Origin of the sequence: Ferroacidibacillus organovorans (assembly GCF_001642725.1) — a bacterium.
GTDB classification, from domain to species: Bacteria; Bacillota; Bacilli; order Alicyclobacillales; family SLC66; genus Ferroacidibacillus; species Ferroacidibacillus organovorans.
This window is the reverse complement of sequence record NZ_LSUQ01000011.1, coordinates 1-18,068: the sequence shown is the minus strand read 5'-3', so window position 1 is coordinate 18,068 and position 18,068 is coordinate 1. Positions and strand designations below refer to the sequence as shown.

The following is an 18,068-nucleotide window of genomic DNA, read 5'->3' as shown; positions in this document are numbered from 1 at the left end:
GAGTGGGTGTGCTGTGCAAGAAATGAAAGAACCGATGCGCAGGTATGTCATGAAGCTGACAGAGGTAGGCGTGTCCCTCCTCTTTCTCGTCATTGCGCTTTCCGTCTTTGCGCATGTGCTCAACTACATCATGCCGTTTGTCATTGGCTTTCTCATCGCGGCCGTCTTGCTTCCGGTTGCGGCATTTTTTGAATCCTTCCTCCCGCGCGCTATCGCGATCAGCGGGGCGCTCGTCGTTTCGCTCGGCGGCTTGCTCGCCGTGATCGTTTTTCTGCTCGTGCAGGGCGCAGGCGAAGCGACCAGTCTCGCCATTGCAATTCCCCGCTATTTCGGAATGTGGAAGCAAGTTTCTCAATACGCGATTGAGCAGGGCATGGCCGTATACGCGCACCTTCCCCTAAAGATGGTGGAAGCTGTACAGACGACCGTCAACACGATGGTCGATCAGGCGCGCCAGTTCGCGTTAACCCTTCTCAGCGGGTTTGTCGGTGAGGTGGCTCTTCTGCCCGATTTGATTGTCATCATCGTCATTTCCGTCGTCGCCGCCTATTTTTTCCTGGCGCAGCGCGAGATGCTGTTGCAGGGGATGAGAAGATGGCTTCCGCCTGGGTGGGGGCCGAAAGTAGAAGAGATTGCAGGTGATGTGTGGCGCGCAGTCATCGGACTGTTTCGCGCGCAATTGGTGCTGATCGGCGTAACCAGCGTGATTTGTGTCATTGGTCTTGCTGTCATGGGGGTTCAATACGCTCTTCTGCTCGGTGTCGGGATCGGGCTTACAGGGTGGGTTCCAATCGTTGGTTCAGGCATCATTACGATTCCTTGGGTAGTCGGGGCGCTTGTGACGGGGAAAGTGATTTTGGCGATCAAAATCTTGCTGCTGCAAGCGGTTGCCTCCGTGGTTCGGCATACGATTGAACCCAAACTGTTGGCGTCTAACATGGGAATTGGCACGTTTGCAACGATGTTTGGCATGTATGTCGGCCTGACGAGCCTCGGCATCCTCGGACTCTTGCTCGGTCCGCTTTTGATGATTGCGATTCGCTCACTCTTGCGCGAACGAATTTTTGACGACTTCTTCCCGGCGAGCATTCTACCAAGAGAAGAGGCCGAAAAGGAGCGGACGTAGCGTATCGCTGCGAGGGGAGGACGATGGACGTGTCTGTAGGCAGAGCGTATGCAGAGCTCTATGAGACATGCGTATGGTCGCGCGAAGGATCTGATGAAACTGATGACATACGTAGTGGGTCGTGGCAACTTGTCAGCAAAAAGTATGACGGCGCAGTACATCGGATATGGTCGCGCGTGTCACACTGGCCGTGGCATGGTGCAGTGCGTGATGCGCCGGATCATACTTTCCTTATTCCCGCGCAGACACGCGTTGTGGAGAGTAACGGAGAGAGCTGGAAGCGGCCATACCCTGTACTCGCCTGTTTTGAGACGCGCTCACTCGTGCAAAGTATGGTGCTGCTGCAACCAGAGGGACCGCAATTCTATTGCAATGCGTATACGAACTTGCAGATTAACCCAGATCTTAGGATCGTAAGCTTTGTGGACATGGATCTCGACGTGTTTGTCGATAGGGAAGGAAACATCGAGCTACTTGACCGTGGGGAGTTTGCACTACATGCGCGTCGCTACTCGTATCCTTTAGAATTGTGTCGTCAAGTAGAGACCGACCTCAAACGAACCATTAAGGACGTCAAGCAGCGACGCGGCGTATTTTCACTTTTGACCTGACTCGGAACCATCGAAGCGTTGTGGTGGTTAAGGATGCTCCTCGCGCAACGAATCTTGCATTTCGATGCGCTCTACATTGCCAAACGAATCGAGTCGAAAGCGCGGTTTTGCTTCATCGCTCTCTGCGTCGAGTATGCGGCGCGCTCGCTCCATGATGGCAAGCAATGCGCGGCTGTCTTCTTCGATTTGCTCCGGTGTGGCGCGCGCGCGATCAAGCTCTACGGCGCGCACAGGTTGCTGCATTAAAAAACGATCTTCGAGCATTTGTTTTTCGCGCGTGAGTTTTTCGATCTCATCGTGCAATTCATGGTAGCGTCGCTCAAAATCGCGCAACCCGCGAATCAAAAGATCGAGCGTGAACTCGTGCTCATCGCCAAGCGTGATCTGCGTTCGATTCGGCCTCCGCGTGCGCCGCTCTTCAAGCGCGCGACGACGAATGTGTTTCGCCTCGCGTATGGCGTCTTCATAGTGTCTTCGCACGACGCCGTTCCAGCGATAGCCACAGGCGGCCGATGTGCGACCGAGCAGTGATGCAGCTTCATCAAACGCTACGAGTTGTGTACTTCCCTCGCGGATATGCTTCAACACCAATTCAGCCAGTGTCACATCATCCTCTGGAGTCCACGCGTCGGAGCGCGACGCCCATCTCTCCATCAATTCCATTCAGAATCCCTCCAAAGCTTGATATTCTCTTTATGTCCTGATTCTGGAAGAAAGATACATGGAGTGTGAATCAGATGGGATATGGTATGTTGCTAGACGTCAAAGCGACTCTCTTTTTGGCAGGCAAAAGAGAGTCGCTTTTGAGTGAGAGGATGCGTGTGAGGCAAATTACTCGGTTGCACGCTCAAAATCGAGGACGAGGATGCTTTGAAGTACAGGTTGTAGTTGCGCGACGACGCGTTGATGCGCCTTGTGTGGGCCATATGCGTCAAGGCTAGCGCGATCTTTGAATGTGACGAGAAATCCGTGGTGGTACCCTTGGCTGCGCGCGGAAAAATTTTCACCGCCGGATACAGATACAATCCCTGGAATCTGCTCTTTCAAAGCTAACAATTCGCGTAAGAGTCGCTCCTGTTCAGCGTGCGGTGTACCTTCTTTCCACGCGAGAAGAACAATGTGCTCGATCATCGTAATGCTCCTTTCTTTGCAGAACATGTCCTAATTATAGACCAAAGCATGCTATGATAGGGTGAGACTGGGAGAAACGGGGGATCTTGCACGTTGCGTTCAGAACGATATCAAACCTTAATGGACAAAGATTTTCGCTATGTTTGGCACCCATTTACACAGATGCAGGACTATCAGGAACACGAGCCTTTGATCGTTGAGCGTGGAGAGGGCGTTATGCTGTACGACGTCGATGGCCGTGCGTATTACGATAGTGTCGCGTCGATCTGGACGAACACGCTCGGACACGCGCATCCCGCGCTCACCGACGCGATCATCAAACAGGCTCAGCTGGTCTCGCATTCAACTCTGCTCGGGCATGCGAATGTGCCGTCGATTCTTTTGGCGGAACAAATTGTTGACATCGCACCGGATGGGCTTTCTCACGTCTTTTTTTGCGACAGTGGCGCTGAGGCTGTTGAGATCGCACTCAAGATGGCCTACCAGTACTGGCAATTAAAAGGACGTCCGGAGAAAAAACGATTCGTCAAGTTTGTCGAGGCGTATCACGGCGATACGATCGGTGCGGTCAGTGTAGGCGCGATGGAACGCTTTCACGAGACGTACCGTGACATGCTTTTTGAAACGTTCGAAGTGCCGTACCCGTACTGTTATCGCTGTCCGCTCGGCCTCTCGCCATTGACCTGTGCACACGCGTGCATGGAAGAACTGAAGACGTTGCTCGCCGAAAAGGCGGATAGGATTGCAGGCGTCATTCTTGAGCCAGTGCAGGGTAGCAGCGGGATCATTCCAATGCCTGACGACTATCTGCGCGAGATTGAGGCGCTGTGTAAGAAAAACGACGTTCTCTTGATCGTTGATGAGGTCGCGACAGGGTTTGGCCGCACAGGCGAGATGTTTGCGAGCGACCACGATGGTGTGGAACCGGATCTGATGACGATTGGAAAAGGACTGACAGGTGGGTATCTTCCGGTAGCGGCTGCTTTAGCGACAGATGAAATCTATGAAGCGTTTCTCGGTACGTATGACTCGAACAAGACGTTCTATCACGGGCACACGTTTACGGGTAATCAGCTTGGATGCGCGGTTGCACTCGAAAACTTGCGCTTGTTTAAAGAAGAGCGGGTGATTGAGCACGTTCAGGATGTCGCCTCGTATGTCGCAGGGCGTTTACAGCAGTTTTGGGATCTGCCAGCTGTCGGAGACATTCGCCAAAAGGGTCTGTTTGTAGGGATCGAGCTCGTTCGCGATCGCGCAACGCGCGAGCCGTTTGCGTTTGAAGAGCGGATTGGCTGGCACGTGGGTAATCGCTGTCGTGAAAATGGCATGATCATGCGACCGCTCGGATCGGTGTGTCTGTTCATTCCACCGCTCATTGTCACAAAGGAACAGGCGGGCGCGATGCTCGACATCCTGTACCGCTCGATTAAAGAGGAAACGCGCGAGCGCATGGGAGGGCATTTGCGGTGAGTGTTCTTCTCGTGACGGCGACCGATACCGAAGTCGGAAAGACGGTAGTAACAGGCATCCTCGGGCGGATCCTGCGCGAAGAGGGTATGGACATTGGTCTCTACAAACCGCTGCAAAGCGGTCACGCGCTCATGCATCCGGAAGGCGATGTCATGCGTCTGCGCACGGTTGCGGGTGTTTTCGATTTGCCTGAAGTGATGTGCTGTCGCGCCATTGAAGAACCTCTGGCGCCTGGACTGGCTCTTGCAAGGGCGGGTATAGAGTTGAGTCGAGCGGAACTTTTGGCGCACGCGAGAACCTATCTTGCGACGCACGCGAATACAATCGTGGAAGGGGCGGGCGGACTCTTGGCTCCGCTTCTTGACGGGTTTACCGTTTGCGATCTGGCGTGCGAACTTCACGCGCGTGCGCTGGTGGTGGCGCGCGCGGGGCTAGGAACGGTCAATCACACGGCGCTAACGGTCGCGCACGCGCGCGCGCGGGGGATTGATGTGGTAGGCGTTATCGTTTCTGGCATGCCAGAAGATGAAGCGGATCTCGCCTGGGCAAACCTCCCCATGATTGAACAGTATGCAAAATGCCCGGTCGTCGCGGTGCTTCCCCGCCTTGAACCGTTGGATCTCGCGCGTGCGACCGACATGGTTCGGCGCCAGTGGAATCCGGCAATCGCCTTTGCGTGACGTGAACCGCTCTTCATTTTGAAATCAAGAAGTGTGACACGCAGCCGTGCTAGGCCATCCCAATCGATTTTTAGGAGGTAATAAGGATGTCGATTCAAGAAATGACCCGCAATTTCCATAGTTTGGCAAAGCAGGTCGTCGCAGGGAAGGCGATTGGCAAGGAAGAGGCGCTCACGCTTTTGCAAACGCCTGACGCGCAATTGCTCGAACTGCTCTCGGCTGCCTATGAGATTCGCCGCCACCACTTTGGAAACAAAGTCAAGTTGAACATGATCATCAACGCCAAGAGCGGGATGTGCCCGGAAGACTGTGGCTATTGTTCGCAGTCAATCGTGTCTTCTGCGCCTGTCGAAAAGTATTCGCTGCTCGATCGCGAACAAATTCTAAACGGTGCAAAGGAAGCGGCGAGACGCAAAGCAGGGACCTACTGCATTGTCATGTCCGGACGCCGCCCGTCAAAGCGCGAAGTAAATGAAGTCGCAGATGCCGTTCGCGAGATTACGTCGCATACGCAACTGAAGATTTGCTGCTGCATGGGTCTGATCACTCAAGAAGACGCAGACACGCTGGCAGACGCGGGTGTGCACCGCTTCAACCACAATCTGAACACGAGCGAAGGTCACTACGATCGCATTTGTTCGACCCATGCGTATGAGGATCGTGTCGATACGATCGAACACGTGAAGACGGCTGGCATGTCGCCGTGTTCTGGCATCATTGTCGGCATGGGGGAAACGGAGGAGGATGTGGTTGATGTCGCTTTTGAACTGCAGGATCTCGATGTCGATTCCATTCCGGTCAATTTCCTCAACCCGATTGACGGAACACCGCTTGAAGGAATGCGCGTTCTCGATCCGCGCTACTGTCTGAAGGTGCTGGCGATGTTTCGCTTTGTCAATCCCACTAAAGAAATTCGCGTGTCGGGTGGTCGCGAAATCAACCTGCGCAGCCTACAGCCGCTTTCCTTGTATGCGGCAAACTCGATCTTTGTGGGGGATTATCTGACGACGGGAGGCCAAGAGCCTGTCGCCGATTGGAAGATGATTGAGGATTTGGGTTTTGAGATTGAGGAGTGCGCACTTTAAAGAGGAGTGTGATACACTACTGAAAATGGTAGGTGGATAGGGGGCGCATGAACGCGTGCCCCTATCTCTCGTCGAAGACAGGTAGAGATGAGGAGGGACGGCTGATGGCGGGAAAAGCGATTTTGGCGTTTGTTCCTGACTTGATGTTCTCCGTGCAGTTGCGTGAAGCGGCAGGCCGCGACGATGATGTGGTAACAGTTGTGAAGCAACAAGAAGATTATGAGCAGAAATTGACGCAAGTGGCGCCAGCGTTGGTCGTACTTGATCTTTCGTCGGTTGGGGGAGAGCTTGAACACATGGTGAGTCTCGCCAAAAGAAGCGGCGCACATGTTGTGGCGTTTGGACCGCACGTTCAAAAAGATTTGCTGGCGCGCGCGAAGACGGCCGGATGTGACGCGGTGTTTCCGAATTCAAAATTCAAGATGGACACGGAATCCATTTTGCAGGAGTGGGTCAACGCGTAATGGCGACGCAATTCAAGGACGTCCATATTCAAAATGTAGGGTTCCTTGGGTTTGAAGAGGCTGATTTTGCAGTCTTTACGATTCCGGGTCTCGAACCGCGCATGGATGCGCTGCGCACGCAGTTGCGTCCGAAACTGGAACAACTCGGTGAACACTTTTCCAATCGTTTAGCCACACAACTTGAGCGTTCCGTGTTTGTGCATGTCGCCAAGCACGCGCGCCGAAAGACCAACCCACCCAAAGACTCGTGGGTTGCCTTCTCGCAAGATCGACGCGGATACAAAAAATGGCCGACCTTCATGCTCGGGATGTGGTCATCTCACGTTTTCCTGCAATTCGGCTTTATCTATGAGTCACCATATAAGGCGGCATTTGCGAACCTTGTCCTCGAAAACTTGGAAATGACGCGCACACTTCTTCCTCCCGATTTCCTTGTGTATAAGGACCACATGACTCCGTCGGGAGTTGCTCTTGAGACGCTGACAGACGATGCGTATGAGCAGTTGGTGGCGCGTTCGGCTTCGGTGAAACGCGGGGATCTCCTGTTCGGTCGGGAATGGTCGAAAGCGTATGTCCAATCGCTCTCGGCAAGCGCGCTTCTCGATGAGTTTGACGAGACGCTGCAGAAACTCTGCCGATTGTACCCACTGGCAGATCTCAGTTTAAGGCGTGCGGGATCTTCTGTTGCGGCCACAGGCAGCGTATAAATGACGGAAAGGGAGTCACAGTGTTGGATTATCGGAATCGAGAAAAAGCATACGCTTTGTTGCGTGAGTATACAGAAAATAAAGGGCTTATCAAACACGCGTTGGCGGTGGAAGCATCGATGCGTGCATACGCAAAATTCTACGGTGAAGACGAAGAGGAGTGGGGCGTCGTCGGTCTGCTCCATGATTTTGACTATGAGCGGTATCCTAGCCTGGAGGAACACACGGTAGTCGGTGGCGCCATTCTTCGCGAGCTTTTGTATCCCGAGCATGTGATCGAAGCGATCGCTGGTCACGCGGATCGTACGGGCGAGCGAAGAAAGACGCGTCTTGATCACGCGCTTTTTGCGTGTGACGAGATTTCCGGATTTGTGACAGCCGTCGCGCTTGTTCGACCGACGAAGAGCGTAATGGATGTCGATGTGGCGAGTGTGAAGAAGAAGCTGAAAGATAAGGCGTTTGCTAAAGGTGTATCGCGTGAGGATGTGTACCAGGGGGCGGAGGAACTTGGTCGATCGCTTGATGAGCACATCGAGTTTGTCATTCACGCGTTGCAAGCAGCCGCAGATGAATTGGAGCTGCGTGGCGTTTCGGTGTGAGGCGCGATGAATCTGCATGTGCTTCATACGAACGATGTGCACAGCGATCTCGCAATGTACGCGCGTTTGACTGCATCGCTCACGTCACTTCGCCGGGCGCTGCGCGCCCAGGGAGACGCCGTTCTCACGTTTGAGATAGGGGATCATCTCGACCGCATCCACCCGCTGAGTGACGCGACACGCGGGCGCGTGAATGCGGCGATCTTGCGCGCTGTTCAGTATGACGGCATGGTGCTTGGGAACAATGAGACGCTGACACTTGAGAAGGAGCATCTTCACGCGTATTTGCGCGCGGCGAAGACGCCCGTTTTTTGTTCAAACATGACATTCCCGGACCGTATCGTTTCGTTTCCCCAAGGTCGATTGTATGACGTGAATGGGATGAAATTTGGCGTTTTTGGGGTTACCGTTTTTTATCGCGCGATCATGGAAGCGCTTGGTGTGGATGCGTTTGACGCATACGAAACGGCCTGGCGCGTCAGTGCCTCATTGCGTCAACGCGGCGCTGACGTGGTCATTATGCTTTCCCATTTGGGCCTGGCGGTTGATCAGTCTCTGGCCGACAAAGGATTACCCGTTGATTTGATCGTGGGGGGGCACACGCACCATTTTCTTCAGGCGAGCGTCAAGCGTGGCGATACGTGGATTGTCCAGGCGGGGAAACAGGGGATCGCGTATGGGCACACGGTAGTTTGTCTAGAAGGCAAACGTGTGGTGAATGTCACCTCACAGCTTATCTATACGGATCGTCGGACGCTGCAAGATCCGCGAATCGTTCGCGAGACTGCTTTATTTGCAAAAGAGGCGCGTCGCGAGTTGGACAAAGTCGTCGGGTATCTGCGAGAGCCGCTATGCCACGCCCAGTTCGGTGAGTCCCACATCGTCAATTTGCTGTGTGATCAAATGCGTCGCGAGTTTGTGACAGATGTGGCGTTGTTAAATGGCGGAGTGATCTCGGCCAGTCTGCGCGATGGCGAGATTGCGCGCCGCGATCTCCTGGCGATTTGCGGGACGCCGATGCGCGCGGTGCTTTTAGAGATGGATGTCGCTACATTGTGCACCTTCATTGAAGCGGGATTAGCAATGGAAACGATCTCGAAACGCGGATTCGGATTCGGGTTTCGCGGTTACTACATTGGGAGAATCCACGTGTCAGGTGTGGAGGTTTTGGCGGAATCCGATGGGTCGGTCGAAGGTGGTCGGGTGCGCATTCTCGAAATAAGAAAAGACGGCCGCGCACTGCAAATGGATGAAACCATAACGGCGGCGATCTGTGAGTACTTGGCGCTCTCTCCTGTCTATACGCACCTGAATCCTGCGCGATACGTTTATACGCGTCCAATGATGCGGGAACTCCTCGAACGGGCATTCGCGCAAGAAAGCGCGGTTGAAGCCGCGCGCGTACCCCGCGTGTATGTTGATTGCGCGACAGGAAAGGAGGACGTGTAATGGCGAATACGCTGCCGCGCGTGCCGGTGGGGACGATCTTGCGTACACTCGAGGATCTTTACCCGGATGCGCATTGTGAACTCGATCACCGCAATCCTTACGAGCTCTTGATTGCGACGATTCTCTCTGCGCAGTGCACGGATAAGCGCGTAAACATGATCACGCCGGAGTTGTTCGAACACTATCCGACACCTGGGGCGATGGCAAAAGCGTCGCTCGAAGATGTGGAGCGCTTGATCGCGCAGTGTGGACTCTACAAGATGAAGGCGAAAAACATCGTCGAGACGAGCAGGCGTATCAGCGACGAGCACGGAGGCGAGGTTCCCAACACGATGGAGACGCTGGTCGCACTTCCGGGCGTTGGGCGCAAAACAGCGAATGTTGTGCTGTCAAACGCCTTCGGGGTCCCGGCGATCGCGGTTGATACGCACGTACAGCGCGTCTCGAATCGATTGGGGCTCGCAGACAGCGACGATGTGCATGAGACAGAGCAGCAACTGATGCGGCGGATTCCGAAGGCGCAGTGGACGCAAGCGCACCACTGGCTGATTTTCCACGGCAGGCGCGTGTGCAACGCCCGGCAACCGCAGTGCAGTCGCTGCGAACTCGCAGTATCGTGCAGGACCTTTCGTGAGAGTGCAAAGCGACAGAAGCGCAAACGCGCGCGTGAGCAGAGCACGGTGCGTGACAGTCGCAAAGGATTGGGGGATGATTTAGGATGAACCGCATGCCGAGCGAGCGCTGGCCAAGCTACGATGATGAGCGCATGGCGTCAATTGACGAGCAGATCTGTGCGCTGCTCAAGCAGAGAAAAGAGCTGTCAGGTGAACCGGCGTTGTTGCCGTCACCGGAAAAGATTACCGCGTGGTCCGAGAAATACGATCTGTATGAGGATTACTTGCACTCTATTTTTGCAGTTGCGCGCCGTCCGTCGAGTTTCCGTCCGCGAATCCAGCCGGAAAACTTCCGCAAGTATATCCCCATTCTCCGCTCGCTTGAGCGCGACGGGGTGATGTATACGCTCTCATTCATCCGTCAATATCAAAATGCCAGCGTGGTACAACTCCTCCTTGACTACGAATCGATGCCAAATGTAGAAATTCATAAACGCCTGCCCCATCCTTTCTTCGAATTGGAAGTGGGTGCACCGTATGCCGCCGTGAATTCGGGTGGCGGTGGATCTGCACACCACTACAGTTTCGCATTTGCGGTTTCCCCTGCACTCCCAGACGATCTAGCTTCGCAGCGTTTTGTGTTTAAGAAGTTGAACAGCCCAGACGGTGATCCGACAGGTGAGGAAGTTGTCTTTGACATCTCGTCCATACGCTCACCTGTAACTGAACGTGGAGCAATCACGTAGAACACCACAGAATCACAGCTTGCAGTGCGCGACACACCATTTCGAGCATTGAGGATTGCCCAAGTGTTCTCCTGAAAATCCTTCTGCGTCACCACATGTTCGCTGTGCACAAAGCCTCGCCCCTGTTCATATGCTGAGTTGCGTATGGAGAAGGGGGAACACGGCTTGAACAATCGCACACGTTCCGCCTCCGTCGAACAAGAAATCGCAAATGACCCAGTGACACTTTGTGAGAGCAAGACGTGGACGCGGAGGTTGCGCGCATGGTCGATGGCCTTTTGGCTTTTGATGGGCCCGGGGCTTCTCGCCATGATTGGCGACAATGACGCGGGCGGTGTCGTATCCTACGCCGTAACGGGAGCCACGTTTGGACTGAGCTTTTTTATTCCACTCGTATTATGCCTCTCGATTGTCACGTATACCATTCAGGAGATGACCGTGCGGCTTGGCGCCGTGACAAAACAGGGATTCGCGAAACTCGTATACATCCACTTCGGAAAAGGGTTCGGGCGGTTTCAGATGGTGACACTGCTCATTTTGAATCTCTTGACGCTCATGACCGAGTTCATCGGAATGACAGCGGGACTCACGCTGCTTGGCTGGCCACTCACGCTTGCGGATGGGGTGAGTTTTTTGCTCGTCGTAGCCATCGCTATCTTTACCGGCTATTTCACCAAAGAGCGACTCGCTCTGCTCGTTGGCGCGCTCAACATCGTGTTTTTGATCGTGGCCATCCTCACCCATCCAAATGGCGCCACGCTCGCCAATGCGCTCTTTCACTGGTCAATGCCTGTGCCCCACGCAAGTGTGCTGTGGTTTGTCATCGCGACGGTTGGCAACGCGCTCGCGCCCTGGATGATCTTTTTTCAGGGCAGCGCAGTCATCGATAAAGGCGTGGAGATCCGTCACCTGAAACTGGCGCGCATCGACACAGCGCTTGGAAGTATCATCCAGGTCATCATCGCGGCGGCCATCATGATCTGCGGCGCAGTGCTCTATCAGCACGTCACATCGATCGCAAGCGCGTCGCCCGCGCTTCTCATACTAGCGCTCGCCCACGTCGCAGGTCGCTTTTCCGCCATTCTCTTTGGCTTCGGCCTCTTTAATGCGGGCTTTCTCGCATCCATCACGATCTCCCTGTCCTCCTCCTGGACGATCGCGGAGACGCTTGGCTGGGCGCGCAGTCTCAACGACAAACTTGCGGCTGCCCCGCGGTTTTACGCTGTGTACATCGGCAGCCTGGCGCTGGCGGCAGGCGCCATTTTGATCCCGCATCTTCCACTCAATTTCACGGCGGTGCTCGCGCAAGTCGCAGGGGGCGTCTTGATTGCGCCGACGCTCATCTTCCTCATTCGTCTGACGAGCAATGAGGCGGTGATGGGGGCGTATCGAAACGGGACGTTTGGCAAGACCATCTCGTGGACGATTGCGCTTGCCTTGATCGGGCTGTCGGCGGCGCTGCTCGGGCAACTCCTCTTCTAGCAGGCGCATACGATACCTCCACTTGGAAATACTCGGTTGAGAAGGATCACGAGGATTTCTGGTGGGGGGTCGCGCATGGATTGGAGCCGCTTTACACGACTTCTCACGGTCGATGACTCAGTGATGGACGAGGCGTTTGTACTTACACCTGAAGATCAACGAAAAACTTCAGGAAAGCGCCGCAACCACCGCCGCGACGTACCGTATTCAAGGCTGCGGTTGCTCCGCGCAAAGGTGAACATTCGCGAATCGCAACAGTCTGCAAACTATGAAAGCGACGTAGAGATCTCAGACAAACGGGAAGATCGCGCGCTCACTTCGCGCGATGTGTACACGAGCGAGCGAACGTTTCAGACAGCGGTTCGCCCCATCTCGTTTGAAGAGTTGGCGACGCGCGCAATTCGTCGGACGACCGGAGAAACACTCTCGTTTCAGGGTCCAATTCCAAAAGCGATTCAATACGATTTGGCGACCAATCGACGAATCCTCACGCGACTGTTTCGCTTGCCGCGAAATGCGGATATTGTCATTCGCGATTTTTCCATCGGCGGGGATCATCCGTTTCGAGCGATCGCCGTTTTTGTCGATGGATTGGCAGATAAAACGATCATCAATACCCATATTCTCGAACCGCTCATGTATTTGACCAATCTCGATCACCAGACGCCAAGAGGGCAGTGGCTCGACCATATCAAACAGGCGCTCGTGCCGGGAAATCAAGCGGTCGCGTTTAAGACATGGAAAGAAGCATCCGAAAACATTCTCGCAGGCAGTACGGTCCTCTTTTTTGACGGAATCAGCGCGGTGCTTTCGGTAGAAACCAAAGGCTGGGAGCATCGCACCGTTGGACTCTCCCAATCAGAAGCAGTGGTGCGCGGTCCGCACGATGCGTTTACGGAGAGCTTTCGCGCGAATACAGGACTCGTGCGCGCAAAACTGCGCTCACCAAGACTCGTCACAGAGATGTTGCAGATCGGGACGCTTGCGAGCACGGATGTCGCGATCATGTATATGGATGGCGTAACGAATCCCAAACTCGTGACCGAGATCAAAAAACGGATCATGGGGATTGAGATCGACTATCTTCCAGACAGCGGGATGTTGGAGCAGTTCCTGGAAGATGGGCCGATCAGTTTTTTTCCGAAGTTTTTATCGACAGAGCGACCTGATCGCGTTGCGTACGGCCTGTCGGAGGGTCAGGTGGCGATCTTTGTCGGACACAGCACATTTGCGCTGCTCGCGCCTGTACTCTTTTGGACGCTTTTGCAAACATCGGAAGACGCGTATTTGCGCTGGCCATTCGGCTCCTTTATTCGGGTCATCCGACTGATTTCGCTCACGATAGCGCTCCTCTTGCCATCCTTTTACATCGCAGTGACAAACTTTCACCCAGAGATGATTCCGACCGACCTCATGCTGGCCATCGCCGCATCGCGTGAACGCGTCCCATTTCCCGTCGTGCTAGAAGTGGTTCTTATGGAATTTTCGATCGAGCTGATTCGCGAGGCGGGGATTCGCATCCCCACGATTATCGGTCCAACCATCGGCATTGTCGGCGCCTTGATTCTCGGACAAGCGGCCGTCGCGGCGGGGATCATCAGTCCACTTCTGATCATCGTGGTGGCGGTTACCGCGCTCGCATCATTCACCATGCCAAATTACAACCTCTCCTTTAGCGTGCGACTCCTGAGATTTGGATTCATCGTGGCCGGAGCCGCGTTTGGATTCTATGGGATCGCGCTTGGGCTTATGATTCTGCTCATGCATATGGTGACGGTTCGCAGTCTGGGGGTGCCCATCATGAGCCCGATTGCCCCGCGGCGCACCTCATCTCCTGACAGCCTGCTGCGCGGGAAAATCTTCAAGATGGAGCAGCGACCGAACGCGTACTGGCCACTGCGCACGAGAAAAGAGGCGGAGGTTACGCGCGGGTTTGATCCGCGCGTCGCCGACTCAGAAGAAGCGAAGCGTGCGCGCCGCGGGTGGGGACGGAGGGGGCGGGTCAAGAAATGAGCGATCAATCAACCGACGGAAAAGGGGTCGTGTTGCGAACGGGGCGGGTGGGTACTGTCGAACTGGCCGCGCTGCTCACTGTGTATGGATCAACCGATATCTTCCTCAGTTTTCCATCCCGGTTGGCTGAACACAGTGCACAAGGCGCATTTTTTACCCCACTTTTAAGCGCAGTTCTCATGCTTGCGGCGCTTTTCGTCGTGTTTCTATTGCAGCGTTCTGTCGCAAAACGGAACTGGCTTGAATCGCTGGATGAAACACTGACCCCTTATCTTACGATGCCACTCGCACTGGCGCTATCCTGCTATTTCTTGCTACAGACGGCGCTGAATGCGCGCGAGTTCTCAGAGACAATCATTACGACCGTGCTTCCGGCGACGCCGACTTCGATCATTATTCTCTTGTTGCTACTGACCGTATTCTACTATGCGATGGCGGGCTATGAAGGGCTTACACGCGTCTCTATCTTGCTCGGCGGTGTCATGCTGGTGGGGCTTATTGTGTTGACGCTCTTGCCGATGACGTGGTTTCGGCGCGAACTGCTTTTTCCCATCCTTGGCAACGGCCCGCTCGCACTCGCGAAAAGCGGCTTTCGCAACACTGGGGAATTTCCGCAGCTTTTACTTATAATGATTCTCGCGGCGACGCTGCGCAATCACAAGCACACGTTGCGCGTGGGCATCATGAGTATCTCCTTTTCGGCCGTGATCATGTCAGTCGTTCTCCTGGTTTTTATCGGCACGTTTGCGTCGGCAGTGACTGGAACGGTCCCCTTTCCCATGTACCAACTCGCGCGTGTCATCTACGTGGGGCGCTACGTTCAACGTTTGGAGTCTGTTTTTGTGTTTTTATGGATCTCTGCCGCGGTCATCAAATTGGGATTCGGGTTATGGCTTACAGGGTATCTCTATGCGCATGCGTTTCGCATGCCGCTTTACCGCCCGCTGCTTCCGATGTTCATCGTCTTGATTTATGTTCTCGCGTTTTTACCGCCCGACTTGCCCACGGTTCAGATGCTCTATGCAAATTATTTTGAGAAGTACAGTTGGATCGTGACACTCGCGCTTCCGGTTGGCTTAGCCTTGATCGCGCGGTTCATTCAGTGGATCAAATCCCGCCGACATCGGAAAAAAAAGCGTGGAAGTGGAAAAGGTGATGAGGAGAGCCGTGAATCTGGGACAGCGCGTGCACGCTCTGGCTTTCGAAAGGGGGTCTTGCGATGAGTGTGTTTGAATTTGTTTTATCCATCGCGGTTCCTATTCTTATTGCGATCTATACCGTGAATGTGACGATTTGGTATTGGAAGAGACGAAACCGACTCGCCGCGGTCGGGAGTGGGCTTTTGGCGCTCCTTGGCGCGGGTTTTTCCATCGGCTACTTTACGATGCGCGTTTTGTTGTAACGCACGGGACTTCCACCTTGGCAAAGGGGGTGGTTTCTTTATTTTTGGGGACCTTCGCGTTGAATGTGCGTCTGGCGAAACAACTCACTGACAGAAACGCACGCGTAGCCGCGGCGCGCCAAATCAGACAGGATGATTGGCAACGCCTCAACCGTCTGCGAGCGCTTACCTCCGCCGTCGTGCAGAATGATGATATCCCCTGGATCGACGTGATCCACGATTTTTTGCACGATTGTCCGAATGCCTGGCTTCATCCAGTCTTTGGCGTCGACATCCCATGTCCACATGATCAAAACATGGCCTGTTTTTCGACTGAGTGTGAGCAGACGATCACTGATGTGTCCGCCGGGGGGGCGCAATAAGACAGGACGAAAGCCTGTCACATCTTCAATCAACTCGTCACATGAACGAATTTCCTTTTCCGTGAGCTGGCTGAGTTTTGGGTGATTGGATGTGTGATTGCCGAGTTCATTTCCGTCACGTATGATTTCGCGCAAGATGTGCGGATAGTGTTTAACCTCATTTCCGACAACGAAAAAGGTCCCGTGGGCGTGATGAGCGTGAAGGACTGCGAGAATGGCTGGCGTATAGGATGGGTGAGGGCCGTCATCAAAGGTGAGGGCTACAATGCGCTTCGTGGTCTTCACGTGAAAAAAGACTTGATGGGGAGCCCGCTCTTCCCAGAGTTGTTGACCGGAAGCGGGAATGCGTGAGACACCACCGCCCCAGATATCAGGTTTTAACGTGTCCATTTGAGAGAGGCACGGGAGTAACAGTGCGATTATGAGGGACGCGAGTGGATTCATAGACGACCGCCACAGTGCGCGGTGGTACAATAGAGAAACATAGGGTATTGGTCGAATCGCCGCATGGGAAATGCTCCTTTGTTTAAAACGCTAAAAGCAAAGATAGTATGCGTCACTTGGGGCTCGATCTTTCGTACTGGGATGAAAAGGATGATGGAGATGTCACAAGTTCACGTTGAACTTTATACGGATGGGGCGTGCAGCGGAAATCCCGGGCCAGGTGGCTGGTCAGCGATTTTGGTAAACGGCGCAAAAGAGAGAGAGTTATCTGGCGGGGAGGCTGAGACGACGAATCAGCGCATGGAGATTCTCGCCGCCGTGGAAGGGCTAAAGGCGCTTAAAAAACCGTGCGAGGTTGCGCTGCACAGCGATTCAGCTTATCTTATCAACTGCATCAACGAGAAGTGGTATGTAAAGTGGCGAAAAAATGGTTGGGTGAACAGCAAGAAGGAGGCCGTCAAAAACCGTGACTTGTGGGAACAGTTGCTGCCTTTGCTTGATGTACACCACGTTACGTTCGTCAAAGTCAAAGGGCACAGTGGCCACGCATACAACGAGCGGTGTGACGCACTTGCGCGCGCGGCGGTAGGCGGAAAAAAGCGCGCGGAGTGACGGCGTGCAATTAGGTGAGCGAGCGATGGATCACTATGATGTGACGAAAGAACAACTCGATCTAGCGGCTGCTGCACTCGGACTAGACCTTGTCGGTGTTGTGTCAGCGCGCCGCCTCGACGAACTCGAACCTGTTTTAAGGCGATACTATGATGAACAGCGGGATTCGGGGTTTGAGCACCCTTTCTCGGAACTGCGCCTCGATCCGCGCGCACTGATGCCGGCCGTGCAAACGGCGATTGCAATCGCGCTTCCGTATCACACCGCATCCGAGTCTTTACGGCATCCGACCGGACGTCGTCACGGCGCCGTTTCGGTCTATGCGCAACGCACAGACTACCATCGCGTGCTCAAGGATGTATTGTCGCGGTTTTCTGCGCTATTGGAAACGTGCGCAGCGAGGCCTGCACAATTTCTTCCCTGTGTCGACACATCGCCGCTGGTCGATCGCGCGTACGCGACCGCCGCAGGGCTTGGCGCCATTGGAAAAAGCGGAATGCTGATTACGAAAACGTATGGAACGTATGTGTTTTTGGGTGTGCTGTTGACCGATCTGCGCGTTGAGGGAGCGGATGCGCTGCATGGAGCCCTTCCGTGGGGGACAGAGGTGTGTGGCACATGTGATCTCTGTCTGACAGCGTGCCCCACAGGCGCCTTGATTGCGCCATACACACTTGACGCGAAGCGCTGCCTCTCTTACATCACACAGGAACACGGGATTGTCCCGCCGGAGTTTCGTGCGTCCCTCGGCCGTCGAGTCTGGGGGTGTGACACGTGTCAGACCGTATGTCCACGAAACGAAGATCGTGCTGCGCCGTCGACGTTTGGTCCACCCGTTACACCGCTTGCCTATCCCGATCTGCTTGAAATCCTCACACTCTCAAACCGCGCGCTGATGAAGCGCATCGGACATACGGCGGCTGCGTGGCGAGGTCCTGCGATCTGGCGCAGAAACGCAATCGTGGCGCTCGGAAATGCGCGAAGTGTCGAGGCGATTCCTGTGCTCGTCACCTATCTCGCGCACGCGCGACCGGAACTGCGCGCGATGAGTGCATGGGCACTCGCGCAGAT

General features: G+C 54.6%; 20 protein-coding genes. 17 read left to right on the top strand and 3 right to left on the bottom strand.

Translation table 11 applies throughout. The features are described from left to right. Positions 1-22: 22 nt before the first annotated feature. Both ytvI and AYW79_RS05665 read left to right on the top strand, forming a co-directional pair. Positions 23-1,126: a sporulation integral membrane protein YtvI gene (gene ytvI / locus AYW79_RS05670; protein WP_231877714.1), complete on the top strand. Its 1,104-nt coding sequence runs from the start codon at positions 23-25 to the stop codon at positions 1,124-1,126. 29 nt (positions 1,127-1,155) lie between these two features. Continuing rightward, positions 1,156-1,737, top strand: coding sequence for a DUF402 domain-containing protein (locus AYW79_RS05665; protein WP_179123157.1), 582 nt, complete (start codon positions 1,156-1,158; stop codon positions 1,735-1,737). 27 nt (positions 1,738-1,764) lie between these two features. Here the strand turns inward: AYW79_RS05665 and AYW79_RS05660 are convergent, their stop codons facing one another. After that, positions 1,765-2,400, bottom strand: coding sequence for an RsfA family transcriptional regulator (locus AYW79_RS05660; RefSeq protein ID WP_067952488.1), 636 nt, complete (start codon positions 2,398-2,400; stop codon positions 1,765-1,767). Positions 2,401-2,568: 168 nt separating this feature from the next. Next, a complete protein-coding gene (locus tag AYW79_RS05655) occupies positions 2,569-2,868 on the bottom strand; it encodes a Dabb family protein (protein WP_067562924.1) in 300 nt (99 codons plus the stop codon). 120 nt (positions 2,869-2,988) lie between these two features. Here AYW79_RS05655 and bioA point away from each other — a divergent pair, with 120 nt between their 5' ends. The 13 genes from bioA (at position 2,989) to AYW79_RS05590 (ending at position 15,579) form a co-directional block, all read left to right on the top strand. Continuing rightward, positions 2,989-4,338 carry an adenosylmethionine--8-amino-7-oxononanoate transaminase gene (bioA, locus tag AYW79_RS05650; RefSeq protein WP_067563084.1) on the top strand — a complete coding sequence of 450 codons (1,350 nt, stop codon included), beginning with the start codon at positions 2,989-2,991 and terminating at the stop codon, positions 4,336-4,338. Continuing rightward, positions 4,335-5,018: a dethiobiotin synthase gene (gene bioD / locus AYW79_RS05645; protein WP_067562921.1), complete on the top strand. Its 684-nt coding sequence runs from the start codon at positions 4,335-4,337 to the stop codon at positions 5,016-5,018. Before bioA ends, bioD begins: the two co-directional genes overlap by 4 nt. Before the next feature lie 86 nt (positions 5,019-5,104). Beyond that, positions 5,105-6,103: a biotin synthase BioB gene (bioB, locus tag AYW79_RS05640; protein ID WP_067562917.1), complete on the top strand. Its 999-nt coding sequence runs from the start codon at positions 5,105-5,107 to the stop codon at positions 6,101-6,103. A gap of 104 nt (positions 6,104-6,207) precedes the next feature. Further along, positions 6,208-6,567 (top strand): hypothetical protein, encoded by a 360-nt coding sequence (locus AYW79_RS05635; RefSeq protein ID WP_067562913.1) that lies wholly within the window; start codon positions 6,208-6,210, stop codon positions 6,565-6,567. Further along, positions 6,567-7,274: a DUF1054 family protein gene (locus AYW79_RS05630; protein ID WP_067952486.1), complete on the top strand. Its 708-nt coding sequence runs from the start codon at positions 6,567-6,569 to the stop codon at positions 7,272-7,274. The genes AYW79_RS05635 and AYW79_RS05630 overlap by 1 nt, the downstream gene beginning before the upstream one ends. Before the next feature lie 23 nt (positions 7,275-7,297). Further along, positions 7,298-7,873 (top strand): HDIG domain-containing metalloprotein, encoded by a 576-nt coding sequence (locus AYW79_RS05625; RefSeq protein ID WP_079291543.1) that lies wholly within the window; start codon positions 7,298-7,300, stop codon positions 7,871-7,873. A 6-nt stretch (positions 7,874-7,879) separates the two neighbouring features. Continuing rightward, entirely contained in the window at positions 7,880-9,322 is a 1,443-nt protein-coding gene (locus AYW79_RS05620) for a bifunctional metallophosphatase/5'-nucleotidase (protein WP_067562906.1), read from the top strand. Further along, positions 9,322-10,044: an endonuclease III gene (gene nth, locus AYW79_RS05615; protein WP_067562903.1), complete on the top strand. Its 723-nt coding sequence runs from the start codon at positions 9,322-9,324 to the stop codon at positions 10,042-10,044. Before AYW79_RS05620 ends, nth begins: the two co-directional genes overlap by 1 nt. Then, positions 10,041-10,682 carry a hypothetical protein gene (locus AYW79_RS05610; RefSeq protein WP_067562900.1) on the top strand — a complete coding sequence of 214 codons (642 nt, stop codon included), beginning with the start codon at positions 10,041-10,043 and terminating at the stop codon, positions 10,680-10,682. Before nth ends, AYW79_RS05610 begins: the two co-directional genes overlap by 4 nt. Positions 10,683-10,847: 165 nt before the next feature. Continuing rightward, on the top strand, positions 10,848-12,164 hold the full coding sequence (locus tag AYW79_RS05605) for an NRAMP family divalent metal transporter (RefSeq protein ID WP_231877712.1): 1,317 nt from the start codon (positions 10,848-10,850) through the stop codon (positions 12,162-12,164). Between the two features lie 75 nt (positions 12,165-12,239). After that, positions 12,240-14,177, top strand: coding sequence for a spore germination protein (locus AYW79_RS05600; protein WP_067562893.1), 1,938 nt, complete (start codon positions 12,240-12,242; stop codon positions 14,175-14,177). After that, a complete protein-coding gene (locus AYW79_RS05595) occupies positions 14,174-15,400 on the top strand; it encodes a GerAB/ArcD/ProY family transporter (RefSeq protein WP_067562891.1) in 1,227 nt (408 codons plus the stop codon). The genes AYW79_RS05600 and AYW79_RS05595 overlap by 4 nt, the downstream gene beginning before the upstream one ends. Beyond that, complete coding sequence (locus AYW79_RS05590; RefSeq protein ID WP_067562888.1) at positions 15,397-15,579, top strand: hypothetical protein; 183 nt, start codon at positions 15,397-15,399, stop codon at positions 15,577-15,579. The genes AYW79_RS05595 and AYW79_RS05590 overlap by 4 nt, the downstream gene beginning before the upstream one ends. 38 nt (positions 15,580-15,617) lie before the next feature. On the opposite strand, the gene AYW79_RS05585 is transcribed toward AYW79_RS05590, so the two are convergent. Next, positions 15,618-16,385 carry a polysaccharide deacetylase family protein gene (locus AYW79_RS05585; protein ID WP_067562884.1) on the bottom strand — a complete coding sequence of 256 codons (768 nt, stop codon included), beginning with the start codon at positions 16,383-16,385 and terminating at the stop codon, positions 15,618-15,620. Between the two features lie 159 nt (positions 16,386-16,544). Between AYW79_RS05585 and rnhA the strand changes: the two genes are divergently transcribed. Next, a complete protein-coding gene (rnhA, locus tag AYW79_RS05580) occupies positions 16,545-16,997 on the top strand; it encodes a ribonuclease HI (RefSeq protein WP_067562881.1) in 453 nt (150 codons plus the stop codon). A 25-nt stretch (positions 16,998-17,022) separates the two neighbouring features. Continuing rightward, the coding region (gene queG, locus AYW79_RS05575; RefSeq protein WP_067562877.1) for a tRNA epoxyqueuosine(34) reductase QueG at positions 17,023-18,068 on the top strand (1,046 nt) is incomplete at its 3' end.

What these genes read in the sequence shown, in the direction of transcription:
- AYW79_RS05600 (WP_067562893.1), top strand. Translation starts at nt 12,240, where the DNA reads ATGGATTGGAGCCGCTTTACACGACTTCTCACGGTCGATGACTCAGTG.
- AYW79_RS05590 (WP_067562888.1), top strand. Translation starts at nt 15,397, where the DNA reads ATGAGTGTGTTTGAATTTGTTTTATCCATCGCGGTTCCTATTCTTATT.
- ytvI (WP_231877714.1), top strand. Translation starts at nt 23, where the DNA reads ATGAAAGAACCGATGCGCAGGTATGTCATGAAGCTGACAGAGGTAGGC.
- AYW79_RS05585 (WP_067562884.1), bottom strand. Translation starts at nt 16,385, where the DNA reads ATGAATCCACTCGCGTCCCTCATAATCGCACTGTTACTCCCGTGCCTC.
- rnhA (WP_067562881.1), top strand. Translation starts at nt 16,545, where the DNA reads ATGTCACAAGTTCACGTTGAACTTTATACGGATGGGGCGTGCAGCGGA.
- AYW79_RS05635 (WP_067562913.1), top strand. Translation starts at nt 6,208, where the DNA reads ATGGCGGGAAAAGCGATTTTGGCGTTTGTTCCTGACTTGATGTTCTCC.
- AYW79_RS05660 (WP_067952488.1), bottom strand. Translation starts at nt 2,400, where the DNA reads ATGGAATTGATGGAGAGATGGGCGTCGCGCTCCGACGCGTGGACTCCA.
- nth (WP_067562903.1), top strand. Translation starts at nt 9,322, where the DNA reads ATGGCGAATACGCTGCCGCGCGTGCCGGTGGGGACGATCTTGCGTACA.
- AYW79_RS05620 (WP_067562906.1), top strand. Translation starts at nt 7,880, where the DNA reads ATGAATCTGCATGTGCTTCATACGAACGATGTGCACAGCGATCTCGCA.
- bioA (WP_067563084.1), top strand. Translation starts at nt 2,989, where the DNA reads ATGGACAAAGATTTTCGCTATGTTTGGCACCCATTTACACAGATGCAG.
- AYW79_RS05595 (WP_067562891.1), top strand. Translation starts at nt 14,174, where the DNA reads ATGAGCGATCAATCAACCGACGGAAAAGGGGTCGTGTTGCGAACGGGG.
- AYW79_RS05610 (WP_067562900.1), top strand. Translation starts at nt 10,041, where the DNA reads ATGAACCGCATGCCGAGCGAGCGCTGGCCAAGCTACGATGATGAGCGC.
- bioB (WP_067562917.1), top strand. Translation starts at nt 5,105, where the DNA reads ATGTCGATTCAAGAAATGACCCGCAATTTCCATAGTTTGGCAAAGCAG.
- AYW79_RS05655 (WP_067562924.1), bottom strand. Translation starts at nt 2,868, where the DNA reads ATGATCGAGCACATTGTTCTTCTCGCGTGGAAAGAAGGTACACCGCAC.
- AYW79_RS05630 (WP_067952486.1), top strand. Translation starts at nt 6,567, where the DNA reads ATGGCGACGCAATTCAAGGACGTCCATATTCAAAATGTAGGGTTCCTT.